The organism is Pseudomonas cremoricolorata (assembly GCF_000759535.1).
GTDB lineage: Bacteria > Pseudomonadota > Gammaproteobacteria > Pseudomonadales > Pseudomonadaceae > Aquipseudomonas > Aquipseudomonas cremoricolorata_A.
The window spans coordinates 1034309-1056408 of sequence record NZ_CP009455.1; the positions used below are offsets into that span (position 1 = coordinate 1034309).

A 22100-nucleotide genomic window follows, 5' to 3' on the forward strand; every position below is an offset into this window, starting at 1 on the left:
ATGCAATGTTGGCGATTAACGCTAGCGCGGTGCCAACTCTCGCAAATGGCGAGCGACCGCAATCCACGCACCGATATACCCTAACAGTACAGCACCGATCAAGAGCGAAAGTCCATCCGACCCTGGTACCCCTGCGAGGGCGAAATCGCTGCCGTACAGACCGGAAAGCCCGACTACCGCATCGTTCAGCCAGTTCAGGCCGAAGGCCAGAATACCCCATGCCAGCACCCCCGCGCCCAGGCCGTAGAGGGCGCCCATGTAGAGGAAGGGCCGCCGTACATAGCTGTCGGTGCCGCCCACCAGCTTGATCACTTCGATCTCGGTACGGCGGTTCTCGATATGTAGACGAATTGTGTTACCGATTACTAACAACAAGGCTGAAATCAGCATCACCGCCATGCCGAAGACGAAGCGGTCGCCCAGCTTGAGGATCGCCGCCAGGCGCTCGACCCAGAGCAAGTCGAGCTGCGCCACTTCGACCTTGGGCAGCTCGGACAGACGCTGACGCAGGGCCTCCAGCGCAGGCTTGTCGACCTCGGTCGGGGTCACCACCACCACACCCGGCAGCGGGTTTTCCGGCAGTTCGCGAATCGCCTCCCCTAGCCCGGACTGCTTCTTGAACTCTTCCAGCGCCTGCTCACGGCTGACGTACTGCGCCTGGGCCACGCCGGGCATGTCCATGATTTCGTCACGCAGGGCCTCGCCCTCGCGGCTGCTGGCGTCCATTTTCAGGTACAGGGAGATCTGCGCCGCGCGCTGCCATGAGCCGCCGAGCACTTCGACATTCTTCAGCAGCAGCGACAGGCCCATGGGCATGCTCAGCGCCACGGCCATCACCAGGCAGGTAAAGAAGCTGCCGATGGGCTGTTTGCCCAGACGGCGCAGGCTGTCCGCGAGGCTGGCGCGGTGGCTTTCCAGCCAGGCGCGCATCAGCGTGCGCAGGTCTGGGCCGTCGTCGTCGTGATTGCCGGGCTTTTTCTTGACCTGCTCGGCCGCCTTCGGCGCCACGCGCTCGGAGACTTTGGATGTACGGTTGTTGCTCATTGCCCGGCCTCCCCATCGCCGATCAGTCGCCCACGCTGCAAGGTCAGCATGCGGTGGCGCATGCGCGCGATCAGCGCCAGGTCGTGACTGGCGATCAGCACGGTGGTGCCGAGGCGGTTGATGTCTTCGAATACGCCCATGATCTCGGCGGCCAGCCGTGGGTCGAGGTTACCGGTCGGTTCGTCCGCCAGCAGCAGGGCCGGCTGGTGAACGATGGCGCGGGCGATGCCGACGCGCTGCTGCTGACCGGTGGAGAGGTCGGCGGGGAACAGTTCGCCCTTGTCGGACAACGAGACACGCTCCAGCGCCGAGTCGACGCGCTTGGCGATCTCGGGCTTGGACAGGCCGAGAATCTGCAGCGGCAAGGCGATGTTGTTGAACACGGTGCGGTCGAACAGCAACTGGTGGTTCTGGAACACCACACCGATCTGCCGACGCAGGAACGGAATCTGCGCGGTGCTGATCTGCCCCAGGTCCTGCCCGGCCAGCAGCAACTTGCCGCTGGTCGGTCGTTCCATGGCCAGCAGCAGGCGCAGCAAGGTGCTCTTGCCGGCGCCCGAGTGGCCGGTCACGAACAGGAATTCGCCCCGGCGTGCCCGGAAACTCAACTCGTGCAGGCCGATATGGCCGTTGGGGTAGCGCTTGGCGACCTGTTCGAAGCGGATCATGGGGCGTCCCGTTCGGCAAACAGGGCTTTGACGAACGGCTCGGCCTCGAAGGTGCGCAGGTCGTCTATGCCCTCACCGACCCCGACGAAGCGGATCGGCAGGTTGAATTGCTTGGCCAGGGCGAAGATGACCCCGCCTTTGGCGGTGCCGTCGAGCTTGGTCAGCGCAAGGCCGGTCAGCTCGACGCTCTGGTGGAAGTACTTGGCCTGGCTGATGGCGTTCTGCCCGGTGCCGGCATCGAGCACCAGCAACACCTCGTGGGGGGCGTCGGCATCGAGCTTGCCGATCACCCGGCGCACCTTCTTCAGCTCTTCCATGAGGTTGTCTTTGGTGTGCAGGCGCCCTGCCGTATCGGCGATCAGCACGTCGGCGCCACGGGCCTTGGCTGCCTGGACGGCGTCGAAGATCACCGAGGCCGAGTCTGCGCCAGTGTGCTGGGCGATCACTGGAATGTGGTTACGCTCGCCCCAGACCTGCAACTGCTCGACGGCCGCTGCGCGGAAGGTATCGCCGGCTGCCAGCATCACCTTCTTGCCTTCGAGTTGCAGCTTCTTGGCCAGCTTGCCGATGGTGGTGGTCTTGCCGGCGCCGTTCACGCCCACCACGAGAATGACGTAGGGCTTGCTCTGGGAGACGATCTTCAGCGGCTGCTCGACCGGGCGCAGCATGGCGGCCAGTTCATCCTGCAGCGACTTGTACAAGGCCTCGGCGTCGGTCAGCTGCTTGCGCGCGACCTTCTGCGTGAGGTTCTGCACGATGGTGGAGGTGGCTTCGACACCGACGTCGGCGGTGAGCAGGCGGGTTTCGATTTCATCGAGCAGGTCATCGTCGATGACCTTCTTGCCGAGGAACAGGCTGGCCATGCCCTCGCCGATGCTGGCGCTGGTCTTCGACAGCCCCTGCTTGAGACGGGCGAAGAAGCCGGGCCTGGACGGCTCGGCAGAGACGGCCACGGGTTGTGGCTCGGGCTCAGGCGCGGCTTTGGGCTCGACGACCACGACCGGCTCGACGATGGCCGGCGGTGCGGCGGCAGGGGTCAATGCCACGGGCACGGGCGTGGATTCAGGTTCGACCGCAGGTGCTACCTCTACCTGCTCGACCGGCGCGCGCTCGGGGATGACCGGCGGCGCCTTCGGTTGCAGGTCGGGCACCAGCGCAACGGGTTCTTCGGCCACCGGCAAGACCAGGTTGCTGACCGGGGTTTCGGCGCTGGGCGTGAGCGGTGCAGCTGGCGCTGGCGGGATCGGTGCCGGGTCCACGAGCTGCGGCGCTTCAGCGGGCGCCGGAGCCGGTTGCTCAGCCTCGAGGGCAGGCTGCTCGGGCGTTACCGCAGGCAGCTGCGGCTCGACGGCAGGCTGCTCAGGGACCGGTTGCTCGGGAGCCGGTTGCTGTGGCTTCTTGCGAAACCAGCTGAACAGGCCTTTCTTCTCACCAGCATCGGCCGGCGCTTTCTTGTCGTCGTTGGAACCAAACATGGAGACGGCTATCTCAAGGCAGCGATGGGCCAGCAGTGGCGCATCTGGAATTCAATAGACGCAGAACAGACTCTCATCGATGCGACTGGTTCATGCGTAACGTTTTGTCTTAAGGGCCCGCGGGCCAGAACGGCGACAGGCATGGCCGCCAGGCGACCGGATCAGTATCCTAGCACCTCCAGGCCCGCCGACGCTAAACCCAAGCGGGCCGCCGAACAGGTTGAACCCCCTTTATGAAAGCTCTCGCCCGCCGCGCTGCCGGCCTGCTGCTCGGCACCTTGTGTCTGCCACTGGCCGCCATCGCCGCCGATACCCAACCGACCCATGAATTCACCCTCGACAACGGCCTGAAAGTGGTCGTGCGCGAAGACCACCGCGCGCCCGTGGTGGTGTCGCAGATCTGGTACAAGGTCGGCTCCAGTTACGAGACCCCAGGCCAGACCGGCCTGTCCCATGCCCTTGAACACATGATGTTCAAAGGCAGCGCCAAGGTCGGTCCAGGCGAAGGTTCGCGCATCCTGCGCGACCTCGGCGCCGAGGAAAACGCCTTCACCAGCGATGATTACACCGCGTACTACCAGGTGCTGGCCCGCGACCGTCTGCCGGTCGCCTTCGAACTCGAGGCCGACCGCATGGCCAGCCTGCGCCTGCCGCCCGAGGAGTTCGCCCGGGAAATCGAAGTCATCAAGGAAGAGCGCCGCCTGCGCACCGATGACAAGCCCAACGCCAAGGCCTTCGAGCTGTTCAGCGCCATGGCCTACCCGGCCAGCGGCTACCACACCCCGACCATCGGCTGGATGGCCGACCTCGAACGCATGAAGGTCGAGGAACTGCGCCACTGGTACGAGGCCTGGTACACACCGAACAACGCCACTCTGGTGGTGGTCGGTGATGTCACGGTCGATGAGGTCAAAGGCCTGGCGCAGAAGTACTTCGGCGCCATCCCAAAGCGCGACACCCCGCCGGCCAAACTGCCGCTCGAACTGGCCGAGCCTGGCCAGCGTCAGTTGACCTTGCATGTCGCCACGCAACTGCCCAGCCTGATCTACGGCTTCAACGTGCCGGGTCTGGCGACTGCGCAAAACCCACGTAGCGTGCACGCCCTGCGACTGATTTCGGCCCTGCTCGACGGCGGCTACAGCGCGCGTTTGCCATCGCGTCTGGAGCGCGGCCAGGAGTTGGTGGCCGGTGCATCGTCCGGCTACAACGCTTTCACCCGAGGCGACAGCCTGTTCCTGATTTCCGCCACCCCCAACGTGCAGCAGCACAAGACCCTGGCCGACGTGGAAAAAGGCCTGTGGGAACAGCTCGACGAGCTCAAGACCACCCCGCCGAGCGCTGCGGAACTGGAACGCGTGCGCGCCCAGGTCATCGCCGGCCTGGTGTACGACCGCGACTCCATCAGCAGCCAGGCCACCACCATCGGCCAGCTGGAAACCGTCGGCCTTTCCTGGAAGCTGATCGACCGCGAGCTGGACGAACTCAAGCAAGTGACGCCCAAGGACATCCAGGACGCCGCCCGCACCTATTTCACCCGTGAACGCCTGAGCGTTGCCCACGTACTGCCCGAGGAGTCCGCTCATGAGTGATCGCCGCGCACCGCGCCAGACCTTCGTCGGCGCCGGCCTGTTCGCCCTGGCCCTGTCGGCCTGCACGCTGCTGTCGGCGCCGGCGCATGCCGCAGACGCCGCCAAGCCCGCCAACGGTCTGCAATCGCTGGCCGAACTCGATGGCAAGGCACCCAGCCGCCGCCAACTGAACGTGCAGAACTGGAAAACCGCCGAAGGCGCCCGGGTGCTGTTCGTCGAGGCCCACGAACTGCCGATGTTCGACCTGCGCCTGACCTTCGCCGCCGGCAGCAGCCAGGATGCTGGCACCGAGGGCCTGGCCACCCTGACCAACGCCATGCTCAACGAAGGCGTGGCCGGCAAGGACGTCACTGCCATCGCCCAGGGCTTCGAGGGCCTGGGGGCTGACTTTGGCAACGGCGCCTACCGCGACATGGCGGTCGCCAGCCTGCGCAGCCTGAGTGCGGCGGACAAACGCCAGCCGGCGCTCAAGCTGTTCGCCGATGTGGTCGGCAAGCCCACCTTCCCCGAGGACTCGCTCAAACGCATCAAGAATCAGATGCTCGCAGGTTTTGAGTACGACAAGCAGAACCCGGCCAAGCTGGGTGCCAATGCCTTGTCCAGCAAGCTGTATGGCACTCACCCCTACGCCTTCCCCAGCGACGGCAACGCCAAGAGCATTCCAGGCATCACCCAGGCGCAACTGCGCGCCTTCCATGCCAAGGCCTACGCCGCCGGGAACGCGGTCATCGCCCTGGTCGGCGACCTCAGCCGCAGCGAGGCCGAAGCCATCGCCGCGCAGGTCTCGGCCGCACTGCCCAAAGGCCCGGCGCTGCCGGCCCCGGCGCAGCCGAGCGAGCCCAAGCCTGGCATCACCCACATCGACTACGCCTCCAAGCAGACCCACCTGATGCTGGCCGAGCTGGGCATCGACCGTAACGACCCGGACTGGGCCGCGCTGTCGCTAGGCAACCAGATTCTCGGCGGTGGTGCCTTCGGCACCCGGCTGATGAGCGAGGTGCGGGAAAAACGCGGCCTGACCTACGGCGTGTATTCCTCGTTCACCCCCATGCAGGTGCGCGGCCCCTTCACCATCAACCTGCAGACCCGTGCCGAACTCAGCGAGGGCACCTTGAAGCTGGTGCAGGACCTGCTGGCCGATTATCTCAAGACCGGCCCGACCCAGCAGGAACTGGACGACGCCAAGCGTGAGCTGGCCGGCAGCTTCCCGCTGTCGACCGCCAGCAACGCCAGCATCGTCGGCCAACTGGGCGCCATCGGCTTCTACAACCTGCCGCTGACCTGGCTGGAAGACTTCATGCAGCAGTCGCAGGCGCTGACCGTCGAGCAGGTCAAGACCGCGATGAACAAGCACCTGGCAGCAGACAAACTGGTGATCGTCACGGTCGGCCCGAAAGTGCCGCAGAAACCGCTGCCGCCGCCCACTGAAAAACCCGCCGACCAGCCGCTTGGCGTACCGGAGCATTGATGGCCAGAGCAACCTCCTCCCCCCGTCCCGCCGCCAGCAAGGGCCAGGGCCACCTGCGCATCATCGCCGGCGAATGGCGCAGCCGGCGTTTGCCAGTGCCCGAGGGTGATGGCTTGCGACCTACGCCAGACCGGGTGCGGGAAACCGTGTTCAACTGGCTGGCGCCGTACATCGAAGGCGCCCAGGTGCTGGACGCCTTCACCGGCAGCGGCGCGCTGATACTCGAAGCGCTGTCGCGTGGCGCGCAGAACGCAGTGGCGCTGGACAGCAATCCGGCGGCCATCGCCAACCTGAAGAACAACCTCGAACTGCTGCGCTGCCCGCGCGGGCAGATTCTGCAAACCGACGCCTTGCGCTACTTGCAGGGGCCGGCCAAGCAGCAGTTCGACCTGGTATTCCTCGACCCGCCGTTCCATCAGGACCTGCTCGCCAACACCTGCCAACTGCTCGAGCAGCAGCAATGGTTGGGTGAACGCGCCTGGATCTACACGGAAAGCGAAGCGCTACCTTCGAGCCTGGGCATGCCCGCCAACTGGCGCCTGCACCGCGAGAAGAAAACCGGCCAGGTGCATTACGCGCTGTGGCAACGGGAATAATCGGCTACCACCTGCTGATTTAGTTAACGCAGTCGCAGGGCTGCATTGACCGAAGCTGCTCCGGCCACCGCCATTCAAGGAGCCTCTTCGATCATGCAGCCCTCACTTCAGACCAGCAGCCGCCTGCGGCGCTCGTCCTCGCCGCTCGCCCACTTCACCCTCGCCAACGGCCTCAGGGTCATCCTCCTGCAAGACCACCGCGTGCCGCTGGTCACTGCCCAGCTGTGGTTTCACGTCGGCGCCAGCCATGAGCCGCACGGGCAAAGTGGCCTGTCTCACGCACTTGAACACTGGGTGTTCGAGGGCAGCAGCAAACTCGCGCCCGGCCAGTACGCCAAGGTGCTCGCCCGTCTGGGTGGCAAGCCGCTGGCCTTTACCCTCGACGAAGCCACGCTGTACGTCGCCAGCGTGCCGGTCAATCGCCTCGAGATCGTACTGGAAGCCCAGGCCGACATCATGTCCAGCGCAACCCTCGCCGAGCAGCATTTCGTCAGTTGCCGCGATGCGCTGATCAACGAGCATCGCTTGCGTGTTGAAAGCTCAGCGGATGAACAGGCCAACCGCCTGCACCTGCAGCTGGCCCATGGCGCCAGTCCCTACGCCCATTCACGCTATGACCACCTCGATGACCTGCAAGGCCTTGGCGCGGAGGCGGTGAGGGCCTGGTACGCCAAGCATTACCACCCCGGCAACGCCACTCTGGTGGTGGCCGGCGACATCCTCATGCCCGCGTTGCGCGAACAGGTCGAGCGCCATTTCGATGCGCTGCCGACACAGCCGCAGCACACCTACTCTGGCTTCAGGCAAACCGACACCCTGTTCGGACGCGAGCAGACGGTGCGCCTCCCGGCGCTGCGCCAAGGCGTGATTCTCAGCTTCAACACGCCCAGCCTGGGCAGTACTCAATCGCCCGCCGAGGTCATTGCCCTGCAAGTGGCTGCAGCCCTGCTCAGTAACGGTGCCAGCTCGCGACTTTACGCAGAACTGGTGCGAGACGAGCCCTTGCTGCGCGGCATTCGCAGCGAGTTCGACGTTCATCTGCGTGGCGACACACTGATGACCTGGCATAGCTTGCTCAGCCCCGGGCCAACCAGTGCGCAGCAGGCCAGCGCACGCATGCTGGCAGTGATCGATACGCTGTCCCATACACCGGTATCGGGCGTTGAATTGCAACGGGCCAAGACCAAGCTGCTGGCGCAGCTGATCTATCAACGCGACGCGTTGCAGGACCACGCGTATCACATCGGGCGCCATGCGCTCAGCGGCGCCGACCTCGACCTGCTCGAACGAACCCCTGAGCTGATCCAGGCGGTCACCGCCGATGCGGTACAGGAGGTTGCCAGACGCTACCTCACCGCGAACCGCCTGACCGTGACCTACACCCAGCCTGAGGAGGCCGCGCAATGATCCACTCGTCTCTCAATGCCGGACCGCACTGCGCCGATTTCGCTGCGGGCGAAGTCTCGTTCGACTTCGGCGGGCTGACCAGCGCCACTGACCTTGACCTGAACGACCTGCCGACCGTGCAGCGCGCGCCGCTGGACTGGCACACCGCCCAGGGCAGCCGAGTGCGTTTCATCGAATCCCGCGAGCTGGCGGTCGTCGACATCGTGCTGCGCTTCGCTGCCGGCAGCAGCCTGGACGGTAACCTGGCGGGCCTGGCGGCGACCACCCTGTACATGCTTGACCAAGGCGCCGACGACCTCGACGCACAAGGCCTTGCCACCGCGCTGGAGGACCTGGGGGCCGAGCTGGGCAAGCAGCTCGATGTCGATCACGCGAGCCTGTCGCTGCGCTGTCTGAGCGCTGCCAGCGTGCGCGCTCAGGCGCTGCATCTGTTCATGGCAGTGGCAGCGCGCCCACGCTTCGAAGCCGCGGCCCTGGATAAGATCAAACGCCGCCTGCTCAGCCACCTGGCCTTGGTCGAGCAGAGCCCCGACCGCCTGTTGCAACGCGCCGTGCTCAACGAGCTGTTCGTCGATCATCCCTACGGTGACTACGTCAACGGCAGCGAGGCGGGCGTTAGCGCACTGAGCGTCGAGCATCTGCGCGACTTCCACCAGCGTGCCTACAGTGCCAACAATCTCGAGATCGCCATCGTCGGCGACCTGTCGAGCAATGAGGCCCGGGCACTGGCCGACGCCATCAGCAGCGCCCTGCCTCAGCACTGGGCGGCCGCAGCACTGCCACCGGCGCCGGCACCAGGAGCGACTCGCCGTGAACTGACGTTTCCCAGTGCCGGTACCAGTATCGCCCTGGCGCTGCCCTTACACCTCACCCCGCAACACGAGGACTACCCGGCCGTACTGCTGGGCTGCACGGTACTGGGCTCGGGAGCCAGTTCGCGGTTGATGGAGCACTTGCGCCAGCGGCGCAATCTGACCTACGACATCCGCGTCACGCCCACCCTGTGGCAAGCAGGCGGGTTGCTCACGGTGCGCTGGGAAATCGCCGCTCACTACGCCGAAGCCTCACGCCAATTGGTGCTAGCGATCATCGCTTGCTTTCTGGAGCACGGCCCCACCCAGGCGGAGCTGGAGCGAGCGGTGAATCAACGTGCAGGCGCATTGCTGCTGGAGGCTGCACGCAACGATCAGGCAGCGGTGCTGCTGGCTCAGCACAGCCAGCACGGTCTGCCCGCAGGTTACCTCACCGACTTCATTGAGCAGTTGCGCCAAGTGACGCCACAGCAGGTACGCCAGGCATTGCAGCGCTGGATCGATGTTCGCGGCATCAGCTTCTTCAGCATTGGCCCGAGACAAGCGCAACAGCATCTGCCCGATCGGCCAGAAGTGTGAGGGCAAGGGGCAGCGCTGAATCGGCAAGCGCTGCCCCTCCCTGGGCACGCCGTTCCGTGGCAAGCTGTGCCGGCTTACCGGAGCCCTCGTTCATGCCCACACCCGCTTTCCACCCCGCTCGGGGCCTGTCCAATCCGCACCTGCAAACCTTGTGGGGGCCGCTGTGGCGCAAGCTGGCGCCGCTTTCGCGGCAGCGCGAGCGGATGTGGCTGGCCGATGGCGACTTCATCGACCTCGACTGGTTCGGCCCGCACGAGGCGGATGCGCCGCTGGTGCTGGTGCTGCACGGGCTGACGGGTTCATCCGATTCGCCCTACGTGAAGGGTCTGCAACTGGCCCTGCGCGAGCAGGGCTGGGCCAGTGTCGCGGTGAACTGGCGCGGCTGCTCGGGCGAGCCTAACCTGCTGCCGCGCAGCTACCATTCCGGTGCCAGCGAAGACCTGGCCGAAACCATCGCCCACTTGCGGGCGCAGCGGCCGTTGGCGCCGCTGTATGCGGTGGGCTATTCGCTGGGCGGTAATGTGCTGCTCAAGTATCTGGGCGAAAGCGGCCAGGACAGCCATCTTCAGGCCGCCGTGGCAGTGTCGGTGCCGTTTCGCCTCGACCAGTGCGCCGACCGCATCGGCCTGGGCTTTTCCAAGGTGTATCAGGCGCATTTCATGCGTGAAATGCTCGCCTATGTGCAGAACAAACAGCGCCACTTCAGCGCAGGCGGTCAGCAGGATGCCGTCGACACCCTCGAGCGCCTGGGCTCGCTGCGCAACCTGCGCACCTTCTGGGATTTCGACGGCAAGGTGACCGCTCCGCTCAACGGTTTTCGCGATGTCCACGACTATTACCGCCAGTCATCCAGCCGCTACTACCTGGGGCAGAACCAAACCCCGACGCTGATCATCCACGCCGAAGATGACCCGTTCGTGTTCAGGCACAGCCTGCCGGATGCCGCCGAGCTGCCGGCGCAGACCCACTTCGAGCTGCACCGGCGTGGCGGTCATGTGGGTTTCGTCGAAGGCAGCGTGCGGGCGCCGCGCTATTACCTCGAGCGGCGCATCCCGCAGTGGCTGATCAGCGGCCAGTGATGGCCGCCGGGAGAGTCAGTCGCCAGTGGCGACTTCATGGCTCGGGTCGGTGATCCACTCACTCCACGAACCTGGGTACAGACGGCCCAAGGGGTAACCGGCCAGGGCCAGGGCGAACAGGTTGTGGCAGGCGGTCACGCCCGAGCCGCAGTAGGAAACCAACTGCTGGGCCGAGCGCTCGCCCAGCACCTGGGCGAAGCGCTGACGCAGTTGCTCGGGCGGCAGGAAACGCCCGTCCGGGCCGAGGTTTTCACTGGAGGCCAGGCACTGCGCACCAGGAATATGCCCGGCGACCGGATCGATCGGCTCAGCCTCCCCACGAAAGCGCGGCAGCGCCCGGGCATCGATCAGCGTCAGCTCAGGGCTGTGCAGGCGCTTGAGCAATTGTTCGGCATCGACCACCAGCCGCGAATTGGCCAACCCGGTGAACGAGCCGCTGCGCTTGGCCGGTGGATCGAGGCTCAGCGGCAGGTGCGCGGCATGCCAGGCCTTCAACCCGCCATCGAGAATCGACACCCCGCTGCATTTGCCCAGCCAGGCCAGCAACCACCAGGCGCGCGCGGCAAAAGCGCCGGGGCCATCGTCGTAGAGCACGATCTGGCTGTCTGCATCCACCCCCCACTCGCGCAGACGCTCTGCCAGTTGCGCAGGCTCGGGCAGCGGATGCCGGCCTGTCTGGCCCTTGTGCACAGGACCGCTGAGGTCGCGCTCGAGGTCCGCGAAATGTGCGCCGGCAATATGCCCTTCGGCATAGCTGCGCTGGCCGTAGTCGGCATCTTCCAGGGCGAAACGACAATCGAGGATCACCAGCCCGGGCGCATCCAGACGCTCGGCCAACTGTTGCGGGGTGATCAATTGCGCAAGGGGCATGACGAACTCCTTATCGAGGGCAGTATCACTGCATCTTACGGCCATCGACCAGCCGCTGTGTAGCCGACCACGGCGCTGCTGGATGCAAGGCCGACATGGCTGACTGTCGGCCGCCTCGTGCGCCATCGAGGCAATACCCACACGTCGCACAGTGCCATCATTTGCCCACGCGACTTGGCCGGGCGCAGTCGCTGCGCTACCATCCGACTCCCCAACGCCCTCCTGCCAGGACCAAGCGATGAACCGAGTGTTGTACCCGGGCACCTTCGACCCGATTACCAAGGGCCATGGCGATCTGGTCGAGCGCGCTTCACGGCTGTTCGACCACGTGATCATCGCCGTGGCCGCCAGCCCGAAGAAAAACCCGCTGTTCCCGCTGGAGCAACGCGTCGAGCTGGCCCAGGAGGTCACCCGCCATCTGCCCAACGTCACCGTGCTCGGGTTCTCTACGTTGCTGGCCGCCTTCGCCAAAGAGCAAGGCGCCAATGTCCTGCTGCGCGGGCTGCGCGCCGTGTCCGACTTCGAGTACGAGTTCCAACTGGCGAACATGAACCGGCAACTGGCCCCCGACGTCGAGAGCCTGTTCCTCACCCCGTCGGAGCGTTACTCGTTCATTTCCTCGACCCTGGTGCGCGAAATCGCCGCGCTGGGCGGCGATATCACCAAGTTCGTCCACCCTGCCGTGGCCGATGCACTGACCGAGCGCTTCAACCAAAAGTAACCCCACGTCGGCAGCACGCGCGCCCGCGTGCACTGCGGGCGTGAATACGGCACAATTGCGCCCATTGCTTAGCTACATGCCCGGGCGCGACGCCCCGGCCGGAGTCTCCATGTCCCTGATCATCACCGACGATTGCATCAACTGCGACGTCTGCGAACCCGAGTGCCCGAACGCTGCGATCTCTCAAGGCGAAGAGATCTACGTGATCGACCCGAACCTGTGCACCCAGTGCGTGGGCCACTACGACGAGCCGCAGTGCCAGCAGGTCTGCCCGGTCGACTGCATCCCGCTGGATGAAGCCCACCCGGAAAGCGAAGAACAACTGATGGCCAAGTACCGTCGCATCACTGGCAAGGCCTGAACCCCTTCAGGCCTTGCGCCTCGTTCAGCGCTGGCAGCGCAGGCAGTAGACGCTCGCCCGCTGGCCGAGCTTGACCTCGCGCAGGGTCGTTCCGCAGACCTTGCAGGGCTGACCAGCCCGACCATACGCGAACAGTTCCTGCTGGAAATACCCCGGCTGACCATCGCCGCCGATGAAGTCGCGCAAGGTCGTGCCGCCGCGCTCGATGGCGGCAGCCAGCACCCGTTTTATCTCCACCGACAGGCGCAAGTAACGCGCCCGTGAAATACCGCCGGCCTCGCGCCGCGGGTCAATGCCAGCGGCGAACAGCGCCTCGGTGGCGTAGATGTTACCCACCCCCACCACCACCGCGTTGTCCATGATGAACGGCTTGACCGCCATGCTGCGCCCGCGCGACAGCTGGAACAGGCGTTCGCCATCGAACAGCTCGGTCAACGGCTCAGGCCCCAGGCGCAGCAGCAGTTCATGGTTGTGCGGGTCGTGGCTCCAGAGCATCGCACCGAAACGCCGCGGGTCGGTGTAGCGCAACGCCAGCCCCGACTCCAGCTCGATATCGACATGCTCGTGCTTGCCCGGCTCCAGGCCCATCTCGACCAGACGCAGGTTGCCCGACATGCCCAGGTGGCTGATCAGCGTGCCGACTTCGGCGTTGATCAGCAGGTATTTGGCGCGCCGCTGCACGGTGACGATGCGCTGCCCGGAGAGCCGCACGTCAAGGTCTTCGGGGATCGGCCAGCGCAAGCGCCGGTCACGCACCACCACGCGGCTGACGCGCTGGCCTTCCAGGAAGGGCGCGATCCCGCGCCGGGTGGTTTCGACTTCTGGCAGTTCCGGCATGAATCAGTGCCCGCTCGCTTCTCGAAGGTTTTGCTTGAGGCTCTCGAAGTCGTACTCCGACAGCCCGATGTAGTCCAGCACCAGCGGCGCGATGGCGTCCCATTCGTGGTCGACGTTCTGGTCGCCCAGCACCCGGTACGAGGCGCAGATGTGCTCGGCCATCTTGAGCACCGCCAGCAGATTCTTCAACTGCGGGTGCGCACTGTGCGACGACTCGTCGCTGAACACCGCCAGGGCGTTGTGGTGGTTGGCGATAGCCGCGCTCAGGTGCTCGGGCAGGCGCCAGGACTTGGCCGTGTAGTAACCGACCACCGAGTGGTTGGTGTTGAGCGCACGGTTTTCCGTGTCCACCACCCGCCAGCCTGGGCCGGCCTGGGCGTAGGCCTCGATCAGCACGTCCATGTAATTGGGAAAGCGCTTGAGCATAAGCGGCACGCCGCAATCGTGGAACAGGCCCAGGGTATAGGCTTCGTCCACGGCCTGGATGCCGGTGCGCTTGGCCAGGGTCAGGCAGGTGTTGGCGACGTCCTGGGCGGTGTCCCAGAAGCGGTTGAGGGTGACGATGGTTTCGTCGCTCATCTCGCCCTTGATCGACTGCGCGTTGATCAGGTTGATGATCGAGCGGCTGCCGAGCAAATCGACCGCGCGCTGGATCGAGCCGATCTTGTTGCTCAGGCCGAACTGCGCCGAGTTGACCAGCTTGAGCAAGGCCCCGGAAAGACCGGGGTCCTGTGCGATCAGGCGGGCGATGGTGCCCAGGTCGGGGTCAGGCATGTACTGCTCGAACTGCAAATCGACGAGGATCTGCGGTTGCGGTGGAATGGTGATGCCTTGCAAGGCTTGCCGGATCTGCTCCGGGGTGAGTTCGAGGGACATGACTACATACTCGCTGAGGACGGCAGATTCTACCTGTCTGGCGCGCGATCGTTGAGCACAACTTAGGCCGATGAAGCATCATTCATGGCGCGTAGCCAGCACCGCTTTATGGGCAAGCCTTACGCTATAATCCCGCTCTTTTTTCCGGAGCGACGTCATGTCCCTGCCCAGCCTACGCCTCAAAGCCAACGCCGACCGCCGCCTGCGCGCCGGCCATCTGTGGATCTACAGCAACGAGATCGACGTGGCTGCGACCCCGCTGCAGGGCCTGGCCGCCGGTCAGCAGGCGATTCTCGAAAGCGCCAGCGGCAAGCCCCTGGGCGTGGTCGCGGTCAGCCCGAACAACCTGATCTGCGCCCGTCTGCTGTCGCGTGACGCCAAGCTGATGCTCGACAAATCCCTGCTGGTGCACCGCCTCAACGTGGCCCTGTCGCTGCGCGAGCGCCTGTTCGACAAGCCGTGCTACCGCCTGGTGTATGGCGATTCCGACCTGCTCCCGGGGCTGGTGGTCGACCGCTTCTTCGACATCCTCGTGGTGCAACTGGCCTCGGCCACCATGGAGCAGCACAAGGATGAAGTCATCGCCGCCCTGGTGCAGGTGCTCAAGCCCAGCGGCATTTTGTTCAAGAACGACTCCGCCGCGCGCGACGCCGAGGGCCTGGGCCGTTACGTCGAGACCGTCTACGGTGAAGTGCCAGACTGGGTCGCGCTGGAAGAGAACGGCGTCAAGTTCGAAGCGCCGGTGCGCGAAGGCCAGAAGACTGGCTGGTTCTACGACCACCGCATGAACCGCGCACGCCTGGCCCCCTATGTTGCCGGCAAGCGCGTGCTCGACCTGTTCAGCTATATCGGTGGCTGGGGCGTGCAGGCCGGGGCCTTCGGCGCCAGTGAAGTGTTCTGCGTGGACGCTTCGGGCTTCGCTCTTGACGGCGTCGAGCGTAACGCGGCGCTCAACGGCATCAGCGAAAAACTCACCTGCATCGAAGGCGATGTGTTCGAAGCGCTCAAGGAGCTGAAAGCCGCCGAAGAACGCTTCGATGTGGTCATCGCCGATCCACCCGCCTTCATCAAGCGCAAGAAAGACCTGAAGAACGGCGAAGGCGCCTACCGCCGCCTCAATGAACAGGCCATGCGCCTGCTCAACAAGGACGGCATCCTGGTCAGCGCCTCGTGCTCGATGCACCTGCCTGAAGACGACCTCAACGGCATCCTCCTGACCAGCGCCCGCCACCTGGACCGCAACCTGCAACTGCTCGAACGCGGCGGCCAGGGCCCGGACCATCCGGTTCACCCGGCTATTCCCGAGACGCGCTACATCAAGAGCATTACCTGCCGGTTGTTGCCCAACAGCTGATCCGGCGACCGTCGAAGTACTTCAAGCCGATGCCCCGAACAGGGCGTCGGCTTTTTTACGACTTGTTGCTGGCTTCTCCCATCCAGGACGTTGCCTACGCCACACCAGGAAGGTTCCACGACCCACATCCCTTGCCCTGATCCCGTGGCCCTCTAGCCTGTTCGACTCGCAGAAATGCGACAGGCCGAGGGCCGCTCGATGATCAGACAAGAGGATAAAAACCGTGGACCACGCCCTACGCAACAACGTCTGCCGGCTCTCGACAGCGTTGCTGGCTCTGATGAGCCTGCTCAGTGTATTTCCGGTGGACGTCATCCTGCCGTCCTTCCCTGCACTGTCGGAGACGTTCGCAGTTGCAGGCAAGGACATCGCCTACTCCATGAGCGCGTTCGCCGTGGGGGTGGCGTTTTCACAGTGCTTCATTGGCCCACTTTCTGACCGTGTTGGCCGGCAGAAGCTGTTGCTGATCGGCTTACTAGTGGCCATGTTCGGCGCCGCGGGCTGCAGTATGGCTTCCGATTACGTGACATTCATGGCCTTTCGCACCCTGCAGGCCCTCGGCTGCGGCTGTTTCGTGCTGTGCCAGGCGCTGGTGCAAGACCTTTACCCCGCACATCGCCGCAATGCGATGCGCATCTTGTTGACCACCAGCAGCGGACTGTTCATTTCCCTCTCGCCGCTGGCCGGCACGGCCTTGCAGCACCTCTGGGGATGGCCGGGCAGCTTCCATGTGTTCGTCTGCCTCTGCGTGCTGACCGTTTTCCTCGTGTATGCGATGCCCAGCGAACAGCCCAGAAGGCCAAGCGCACAGGGCAGTTTGCGCAACTATGGGGTGTTACTAGGCGATGGGACATTTCTGTTGTATTCGCTGATCGCGGCGCTGGCCTTTACCTGCCACTTCACCTTCGTGGTGGTTTCGCCGCTGCTGTTCATCGACCGGCTGGGATTCTCGGCCGAAGCATTCGCCTGGGTGTTCGTCGTCTACGGCATGGCCTATCTGTTGGGCGGCTTGTTTGCCGCTCGAATCAATCGCCTGTTCAGCCCACCGGTGCAGATCGCCCTGGGCCTGGCACTGATCGCCGCCGCGGGCGTGACCATGCTCGGCACACTGTGGCTGGTCGGACTTTCGGCCTTCGCGCTGCTGCTGCCCATGATCATCTGCACGGCCGGCACCACGGTGGCGCGTCCGGCGGCGATGTCGTGTGCGCTGGAGCGGCATCCGGGTTGTGCGGGCACGGCGGCGGCGTTGAGCAGCACGCTGCTGTTCACCGTGGGCGGGGTGCTCAGTGGGCTGATTGCAGTCGCGGAGCAGGACTTGCCCAAACACCTGGCGATGGCGCTGATCGCTGTTGGCGTGTGTGGTGGCCTGATGCTGAAAGTGATCAGCGCTATGAGCCGATGGCGCCAGGCGGTGTAAGCGCCAGGCGCCAGCCCCATAAGGTGTGATGCCGCTTAAGGTTCGCGCTGAAGCATCAGCTCCTGCCCGTCGACCTCGAAGGTCTTGTAGCGGGGTGTGACCGGCTTCAGCTCACCGGCCTGAATGCGTTTGACGAAGTCGTTCACGGCAGGCCGTGCGTAGTTCCAGGTGTAGACGCCTGCGCGTTTCCAGACCCCGTCCTGCCAGGCGAACATCAGTACGCTCGGGGCGTAGCGCTGGCGTGGAATAACCAACACCTCGGCCTGCCCGTCGTCGTCCAGGTCTTGCGCCCACAGGTAGCAGCCTTGTGCGCATTCGTAGTCGTCGGTGAGCTGCGCGGTGAAGGCTTCGGCATGGTTCGGCCTGTCACCTAGCCATTCCTGCGCCGGATGTGCAGGGTTTGCGCTGGCGCCCATTTCGCGGGCGTCGTCCAGGCGCTGGCGCAGGGTTTCTCGCTCGGCTGGAGCGAGCACCGTGCCCGCCTCAACCTGTTTCGACAAAGCCTCGAAGGCTTCTCGACCCGGCTCGCCCCAACCGAAGTACAGCGTATTGGCATCGAACGAATCGACCGGCGTGCGCCCGTCGAGCAGGCGCGCCACCTGATTGCGTGCGCTGAGCCCGAGGGGATCGAGCAGCGGTGACTGGTAGGCGACGATCAGCAACGCCGTGAGCAACGCGATCCACGGGTTGCTGCGGCGCAGGCCATGTAACCACGCGCCATGCCGGGGCAGCACCGCCCAGGCCGCCGCCAGCGCGTGCACCAGCATCACACCAATCAACAGCGCCGCCTGGATACGGCTGGGGGTCAGCCCGTACTGGGCGATGCGCAGGCCACTGGCCCATGCGGCCAGGGCCACCAGGATCGGCAGGCACAGCAGGCTGGCATTGACCAGCATGCGCAGCCCTCGCGGATAGGCCTCGCCCTGTTCGCCATCCTGAAACACGCCGTTGACCAGGAACAGGTTGAAGGCGCTGAGCAGCAGCAGAATCGCGGTGGCTTGCCCGGTGGCCCAGATCGGCTGTACCCCGGTGAACGGCAGCACGCAGGTGAACACCACGGCGATCGCAGCGCTCAAGGGCAGCAGCAAACGGCACAGCGACAGCAGCATGCCGCGCAGCAGGCCTATGACTTTCTCGTTCTGCAAACCGATGCGCATGCCCAGCGCGAACACCACTGGCAGTACGACATAGAGCAATGCGTGGTTCTCCAGCACTGCCTTGATCTGGCTGATGCCCACCACCTCGAACAGCGTGCCGCACAGCCACAGCAACCAGAAGAACACCCCCATCAGCCCCAGGGCCAGCAGGACGATGAAGACATTGTTCCACGCCTGTCGGAACAGATCCTGGTAGCGCGGACGCAGGCCCTGCCGGGTCGGCCAGGCGAGGATGAACGCGGTGGCGATGTAGCTGAGCACCACGATCGCCAGCCAGGCGGTGTCGCGCACGGACGCATTGTCCATCGAGGAGCGGTCATAGGCACTGAGCCCGGCCACCAGCAGCCCGAGGCCGAGGGTCATGAGCAAGGTGCCGCGCTGCACGCCCTGCGGGCCCAGCAGTTGCAGCACGACCGCCCAGACCGTCACCCCGGCGCAGGCTGCGTAGATGAACGCCGACTGCGGCGGGCCGGCCATGTCCAAGCCCATCAACAACAGGCCGTGGATCAGGCCGATGAACAGGTAGAACGGCAGCGGGCGTTGCGACTCAGGCATGGGAAGTCCTTTTGGTGATGCGGCGAAGGGGGTGAAGTCTAGCGCCGTCCGGCTATGTCGGCATTCCTTCCGGGGCACAGCGGTGTAGAATCAGACGATTCATCGCCAGTCATCCCCCGGCGGGTTTATGAGCTCTGGTCGAGCCTGCGGCGATCCCGCGCGGACTTCGTCCCAACATCCTTGCCAATGGCAACCGGCCTTCGGCGCATTAGGACACGAGAAGCTCACTCCCTACTTTGACGTGATTTAGCCGCCAGGAGCGCTCCATGCCTGATTATCGTTCCAAGACCTCCACCCACGGCCGCAACATGGCCGGCGCCCGCGCCCTGTGGCGCGCCACCGGGATGAAGGACGAAGACTTCAAGAAACCGATCATCGCCATCGCCAACTCGTTCACCCAGTTCGTCCCGGGGCATGTGCACCTGAAGGACCTGGGCCAGCTGGTCGCCCGCGAGATCGAGCGCGCCGGTGGCGTGGCCAAGGAATTCAACACCATCGCGGTCGATGACGGCATCGCCATGGGCCACGACGGCATGCTCTATTCGCTGCCCAGCCGCGAGATCATCGCTGACGCGGTCGAATACATGGTCAACGCCCACTGCGCCGACGCCATCGTGTGCATCTCCAACTGCGACAAGATCACCCCCGGCATGCTCATGGCCGCGCTGCGCCTGAACGTTCCGGTGATCTTCGTTTCCGGCGGGCCGATGGAAGCCGGCAAGACCAAGCTGGCCAGCCACGGCCTGGACCTGGTCGACGCCATGGTGATCGCCGCCGACAGCACGGCCTCCGACGAGAAAGTCGCCGAATACGAGCGCAGCGCCTGCCCGACGTGCGGTTCCTGCTCGGGCATGTTCACCGCCAACTCGATGAACTGCCTGACCGAAGCCCTGGGCCTGGCCCTGCCGGGCAACGGTTCGACCCTGGCCACCCACTCCGACCGCGAGCAGCTGTTCCTCACCGCCGGGCGGACCATCGTCGAGCTGTGCAAGCGCTACTACGGCGAAGGCGACGCTTCGGTACTGCCGCGCAGCATCGCCAACTTCAAGGCGTTCGAGAACGCCATGATGCTCGACATCGCCATGGGCGGCTCGACCAACACCATTCTCCACCTGCTGGCGGCGGCGCAGGAAGCCGAGGTGCAGTTCGACCTGCGTGACATCGATCGCCTGTCGCGCCGGGTGCCACAGCTGTGCAAAGTGGCGCCGAACATCCAGAAGTACCACATGGAGGATGTACACCGCGCCGGTGGCATCTTCAGCATTCTCGGCTCGCTGGCCCGTGGCGGCCTGCTGCACACCGACCTGCCGACCGTGCACTCGCCGAGCATGGAAGAGGCCATCGCCAAGTGGGACATCACCCAGACCGACGATGAAGCCGTACACACCTTCTTCAAGGCAGGCCCGGCCGGTATCCCCACGCAAACCGCATTCAGCCAGTCGACCCGCTGGGACACCCTCGACGACGACCGCGAGAACGGCTGCATCCGCAGCTTCGAGCACGCCTACTCGCAAGAAGGCGGCCTGGCCGTGCTGTACGGCAACATCGCCCTCGATGGCTGCGTGGTGAAGACCGCTGGTGTCGATGAGTCGATTCACGTGTTCGAAGGCAACGCCAAGATCTTCGAAAGCCAGGACAGCGCCGTGCGCGGCATTCTTGCCGACGAAGTGAAGGCCGGTGATATCGTCATCATCCGCTACGAAGGTCCGAAAGGCGGCCCGGGCATGCAGGAAATGCTCTACCCGACCTCGTACCTCAAGTCCAAGGGCCTGGGCAAAGCCTGCGCCCTGCTCACCGACGGTCGCTTCTCGGGCGGCACCTCGGGCCTGTCGATCGGCCACGCCTCACCCGAGGCGGCTGCAGGTGGCGCCATCGGCCTGGTGCGCGACGGCGACAAGGTGCTGATCGACATCCCTAACCGTTCGATCAACCTGCTGGTCAGCGACGAAGAACTGGCCCACCGCCGCATCGAGCAAGACAAGAAAGGCTGGAAGCCGGTGGAAGTACGCCCACGTAAAGTGACCACCGCCCTCAAGGCCTACGCCCTGCTGGCGACCAGTGCCGACAAGGGGGCTGTGCGCAACAAGGCGATGCTCGACGGGCTGTGATTGTTGGCATGGGATCGCCTGTAGGAGCGGCCGGACCGGCCGCTTCTACAACAGGCCAGGTAACGATCAGATATCGTCGGGCGTCACGATCACCCAGTTCTTATCGGCCGTCACCGGCAGCCCCTCCTTGGCTTGTGCCGCAGCATTCTTGGCGATCATGGCGTTGAGCTGGTCCATGTACTTGGGCTTGCGGTTGATCCACAGGTGGATGCCGCCCTTGTCGACATCCACGCCGTGGAACAGCATGAAGCCATCGCTGGTGGGGGTGTCGCCGCCGACCAGCACCGGGCGTTTCCATTCATCGATGTAGGTGAGGATGGCCGCCTGCTTGCCGGCCATCCAGGTGGCGGGGGTCCACAGGTAGGGGGTCAGTTCGAGGTTTTCATTGGCCTTGGGGTCGTAGTGCCCGGCGCTGATCTGCTTGCGCGCGGTGGTCAGTTGGCCATTGCTGCGGTCCTTGAGCAGTTGAGTGACGCCGATCACGTTCTGCGGTTTGACGTTGTAGCCGTACTTGGGATCGGAGGCCACCATGCGCACCAGCTCTTCGCCGGCCGCAGTGATGACATACACCTCGATGCCGTTCTCCATCAGCTTGTTGTACAGCTCGGTCTGGCCGACGAAGACCTTGGGCGGTTGCACCTCGGTGGTCTTGAGCTGGTCGCCCTCGAAGTAGGTCGCAGGAATCGGTTTGCCCGAGGCCATCAGCTCATCGACCTGAACCTTCAGCTCCTTGAGGGTGAAGCCCGAGAACACCTGGGCGATCCACGGGTAGCAGACCCTGTCGTCGAGCTCGCACAGCCGGTAGTAGTAGCTGAACAGGCTTTCCTTGTGCTCGGCGGTGTCTTTGAACGGTATCAGCTTGAGCGACGGATCGAGTTTGTCGCGGGTCAGCAGGCCCTTGTTCTCCATGAATGGCAGCAACGACTCTTCGAGGTCGTAGCGGTAACTGGTGTTGTCCATGTCGAACACCGCGTAGTTACCTTTGTTGGCATTGGCGGCAATCATGCTGTCGAGCTGCTTGGCGGCGTCGGCCGGCCAGTGCTTGAGCTCAGTGGCCAGGGCGTGGACGCTGAACAACAGGGACAACGTGACGGCAAGCGCTTTGGGTGCGAACTTCATGCAGGCAT

Annotated in this window: 19 protein-coding genes; 11 read left to right on the forward strand and 8 right to left on the reverse strand. The window is 64.7% G+C overall.

What is annotated here, in order from left to right:
• Positions 1-21 precede the first annotated feature (21 nt).
• From ftsX to ftsY, 3 genes are read right to left on the reverse strand one after another with little or no spacing between them, the layout of a single operon-like run.
• Positions 22-1044, reverse strand: coding sequence for a permease-like cell division protein FtsX (gene ftsX / locus LK03_RS04415; protein ID WP_038411247.1), 1023 nt, complete (start codon positions 1042-1044; stop codon positions 22-24).
• Positions 1041-1712, reverse strand: a complete 672-nt coding sequence (gene ftsE / locus LK03_RS04420; protein WP_028693379.1) for a cell division ATP-binding protein FtsE — start codon at positions 1710-1712, stop codon at positions 1041-1043. Before ftsE ends, ftsX begins: the two co-directional genes overlap by 4 nt.
• Positions 1709-3187 (reverse strand): signal recognition particle-docking protein FtsY, encoded by a 1479-nt coding sequence (gene ftsY / locus LK03_RS04425; protein ID WP_038411248.1) that lies wholly within the window; start codon positions 3185-3187, stop codon positions 1709-1711. Before ftsY ends, ftsE begins: the two co-directional genes overlap by 4 nt.
• A 233-nt stretch (positions 3188-3420) precedes the next feature.
• Between ftsY and LK03_RS04430 the strand changes: the two genes are divergently transcribed.
• The 6 genes from LK03_RS04430 (at position 3421) to LK03_RS04455 (ending at position 10717) form a co-directional block, all read left to right on the forward strand.
• Entirely contained in the window at positions 3421-4776 is a 1356-nt protein-coding gene (locus LK03_RS04430; RefSeq protein ID WP_038411249.1) for a M16 family metallopeptidase, read from the forward strand.
• The gene (locus tag LK03_RS04435) at positions 4769-6244 is read left to right on the forward strand and encodes a M16 family metallopeptidase (protein WP_038411250.1); all 1476 of its coding nucleotides are present in this window, start codon (positions 4769-4771) and stop codon (positions 6242-6244) included. Before LK03_RS04430 ends, LK03_RS04435 begins: the two co-directional genes overlap by 8 nt.
• On the forward strand, positions 6244-6840 hold the full coding sequence (rsmD, locus tag LK03_RS04440) for a 16S rRNA (guanine(966)-N(2))-methyltransferase RsmD (protein ID WP_038411251.1): 597 nt from the start codon (positions 6244-6246) through the stop codon (positions 6838-6840). Before LK03_RS04435 ends, rsmD begins: the two co-directional genes overlap by 1 nt.
• Before the next feature lie 93 nt (positions 6841-6933).
• Entirely contained in the window at positions 6934-8247 is a 1314-nt protein-coding gene (locus tag LK03_RS04445) for a M16 family metallopeptidase (RefSeq protein ID WP_049870422.1), read from the forward strand.
• Entirely contained in the window at positions 8244-9638 is a 1395-nt protein-coding gene (locus LK03_RS04450; protein WP_049870423.1) for a M16 family metallopeptidase, read from the forward strand. Before LK03_RS04445 ends, LK03_RS04450 begins: the two co-directional genes overlap by 4 nt.
• Positions 9639-9730: 92 nt before the next feature.
• Complete coding sequence (locus LK03_RS04455; protein ID WP_038411252.1) at positions 9731-10717, forward strand: hydrolase; 987 nt, start codon at positions 9731-9733, stop codon at positions 10715-10717.
• 15 nt (positions 10718-10732) lie between these two features.
• Here the strand turns inward: LK03_RS04455 and LK03_RS04460 are convergent, their stop codons facing one another.
• A complete protein-coding gene (locus tag LK03_RS04460; RefSeq protein WP_038411253.1) occupies positions 10733-11587 on the reverse strand; it encodes a sulfurtransferase in 855 nt (284 codons plus the stop codon).
• 238 nt (positions 11588-11825) lie between these two features.
• Here LK03_RS04460 and coaD point away from each other — a divergent pair, with 238 nt between their 5' ends.
• Complete coding sequence (gene coaD, locus LK03_RS04465; RefSeq protein WP_038411254.1) at positions 11826-12308, forward strand: pantetheine-phosphate adenylyltransferase; 483 nt, start codon at positions 11826-11828, stop codon at positions 12306-12308.
• A 109-nt stretch (positions 12309-12417) separates the two neighbouring features.
• Entirely contained in the window at positions 12418-12669 is a 252-nt protein-coding gene (locus LK03_RS04470) for a YfhL family 4Fe-4S dicluster ferredoxin (RefSeq protein ID WP_028693370.1), read from the forward strand.
• A 24-nt stretch (positions 12670-12693) separates the two neighbouring features.
• Here LK03_RS04470 and mutM read toward each other — a convergent pair whose 3' ends face one another.
• Both mutM and LK03_RS04480 read right to left on the reverse strand, forming a co-directional pair.
• Entirely contained in the window at positions 12694-13506 is an 813-nt protein-coding gene (mutM, locus tag LK03_RS04475) for a bifunctional DNA-formamidopyrimidine glycosylase/DNA-(apurinic or apyrimidinic site) lyase (protein WP_038411255.1), read from the reverse strand.
• A gap of 3 nt (positions 13507-13509) precedes the next feature.
• Positions 13510-14328 carry an HDOD domain-containing protein gene (locus LK03_RS04480; protein WP_205621233.1) on the reverse strand — a complete coding sequence of 273 codons (819 nt, stop codon included), beginning with the start codon at positions 14326-14328 and terminating at the stop codon, positions 13510-13512.
• A gap of 211 nt (positions 14329-14539) precedes the next feature.
• Between LK03_RS04480 and LK03_RS04485 the strand changes: the two genes are divergently transcribed.
• Both LK03_RS04485 and LK03_RS04490 read left to right on the forward strand, forming a co-directional pair.
• Complete coding sequence (locus LK03_RS04485; RefSeq protein WP_038411257.1) at positions 14540-15736, forward strand: class I SAM-dependent rRNA methyltransferase; 1197 nt, start codon at positions 14540-14542, stop codon at positions 15734-15736.
• Between the two features lie 280 nt (positions 15737-16016).
• Positions 16017-17153, forward strand: coding sequence for an MFS transporter (locus LK03_RS04490; RefSeq protein ID WP_081951661.1), 1137 nt, complete (start codon positions 16017-16019; stop codon positions 17151-17153).
• 35 nt (positions 17154-17188) lie between these two features.
• Here LK03_RS04490 and LK03_RS04495 read toward each other — a convergent pair whose 3' ends face one another.
• Positions 17189-18865, reverse strand: a complete 1677-nt coding sequence (locus LK03_RS04495; RefSeq protein WP_038411259.1) for a DUF4153 domain-containing protein — start codon at positions 18863-18865, stop codon at positions 17189-17191.
• Positions 18866-19131: 266 nt separating this feature from the next.
• Between LK03_RS04495 and ilvD the strand changes: the two genes are divergently transcribed.
• Entirely contained in the window at positions 19132-20973 is a 1842-nt protein-coding gene (gene ilvD, locus LK03_RS04500; RefSeq protein ID WP_038411260.1) for a dihydroxy-acid dehydratase, read from the forward strand.
• A 66-nt stretch (positions 20974-21039) separates the two neighbouring features.
• On the opposite strand, the gene LK03_RS04505 is transcribed toward ilvD, so the two are convergent.
• Positions 21040-22092, reverse strand: a complete 1053-nt coding sequence (locus LK03_RS04505) for a hypothetical protein (protein WP_038411261.1) — start codon at positions 22090-22092, stop codon at positions 21040-21042.
• Positions 22093-22100 lie beyond the last annotated feature (8 nt).

Coding starts and splice junctions, on each gene's coding strand:
- LK03_RS04495 (WP_038411259.1), bottom strand. CDS start 18,865: ATGCCTGAGTCGCAACGCCCGCTGCCGTTCTACCTGTTCATCGGCCTG.
- mutM (WP_038411255.1), bottom strand. CDS start 13,506: ATGCCGGAACTGCCAGAAGTCGAAACCACCCGGCGCGGGATCGCGCCC.
- LK03_RS04505 (WP_038411261.1), bottom strand. CDS start 22,092: ATGAAGTTCGCACCCAAAGCGCTTGCCGTCACGTTGTCCCTGTTGTTC.
- LK03_RS04450 (WP_049870423.1), top strand. CDS start 8,244: ATGATCCACTCGTCTCTCAATGCCGGACCGCACTGCGCCGATTTCGCT.
- LK03_RS04490 (WP_081951661.1), top strand. CDS start 16,017: ATGAGCCTGCTCAGTGTATTTCCGGTGGACGTCATCCTGCCGTCCTTC.
- ilvD (WP_038411260.1), top strand. CDS start 19,132: ATGCCTGATTATCGTTCCAAGACCTCCACCCACGGCCGCAACATGGCC.
- ftsY (WP_038411248.1), bottom strand. CDS start 3,187: ATGTTTGGTTCCAACGACGACAAGAAAGCGCCGGCCGATGCTGGTGAG.
- LK03_RS04485 (WP_038411257.1), top strand. CDS start 14,540: ATGTCCCTGCCCAGCCTACGCCTCAAAGCCAACGCCGACCGCCGCCTG.
- LK03_RS04445 (WP_049870422.1), top strand. CDS start 6,934: ATGCAGCCCTCACTTCAGACCAGCAGCCGCCTGCGGCGCTCGTCCTCG.
- LK03_RS04460 (WP_038411253.1), bottom strand. CDS start 11,587: ATGCCCCTTGCGCAATTGATCACCCCGCAACAGTTGGCCGAGCGTCTG.
- ftsE (WP_028693379.1), bottom strand. CDS start 1,712: ATGATCCGCTTCGAACAGGTCGCCAAGCGCTACCCCAACGGCCATATC.
- LK03_RS04470 (WP_028693370.1), top strand. CDS start 12,418: ATGTCCCTGATCATCACCGACGATTGCATCAACTGCGACGTCTGCGAA.
- rsmD (WP_038411251.1), top strand. CDS start 6,244: ATGGCCAGAGCAACCTCCTCCCCCCGTCCCGCCGCCAGCAAGGGCCAG.
- LK03_RS04435 (WP_038411250.1), top strand. CDS start 4,769: ATGAGTGATCGCCGCGCACCGCGCCAGACCTTCGTCGGCGCCGGCCTG.
- coaD (WP_038411254.1), top strand. CDS start 11,826: ATGAACCGAGTGTTGTACCCGGGCACCTTCGACCCGATTACCAAGGGC.
- ftsX (WP_038411247.1), bottom strand. CDS start 1,044: ATGAGCAACAACCGTACATCCAAAGTCTCCGAGCGCGTGGCGCCGAAG.
- LK03_RS04455 (WP_038411252.1), top strand. CDS start 9,731: ATGCCCACACCCGCTTTCCACCCCGCTCGGGGCCTGTCCAATCCGCAC.
- LK03_RS04430 (WP_038411249.1), top strand. CDS start 3,421: ATGAAAGCTCTCGCCCGCCGCGCTGCCGGCCTGCTGCTCGGCACCTTG.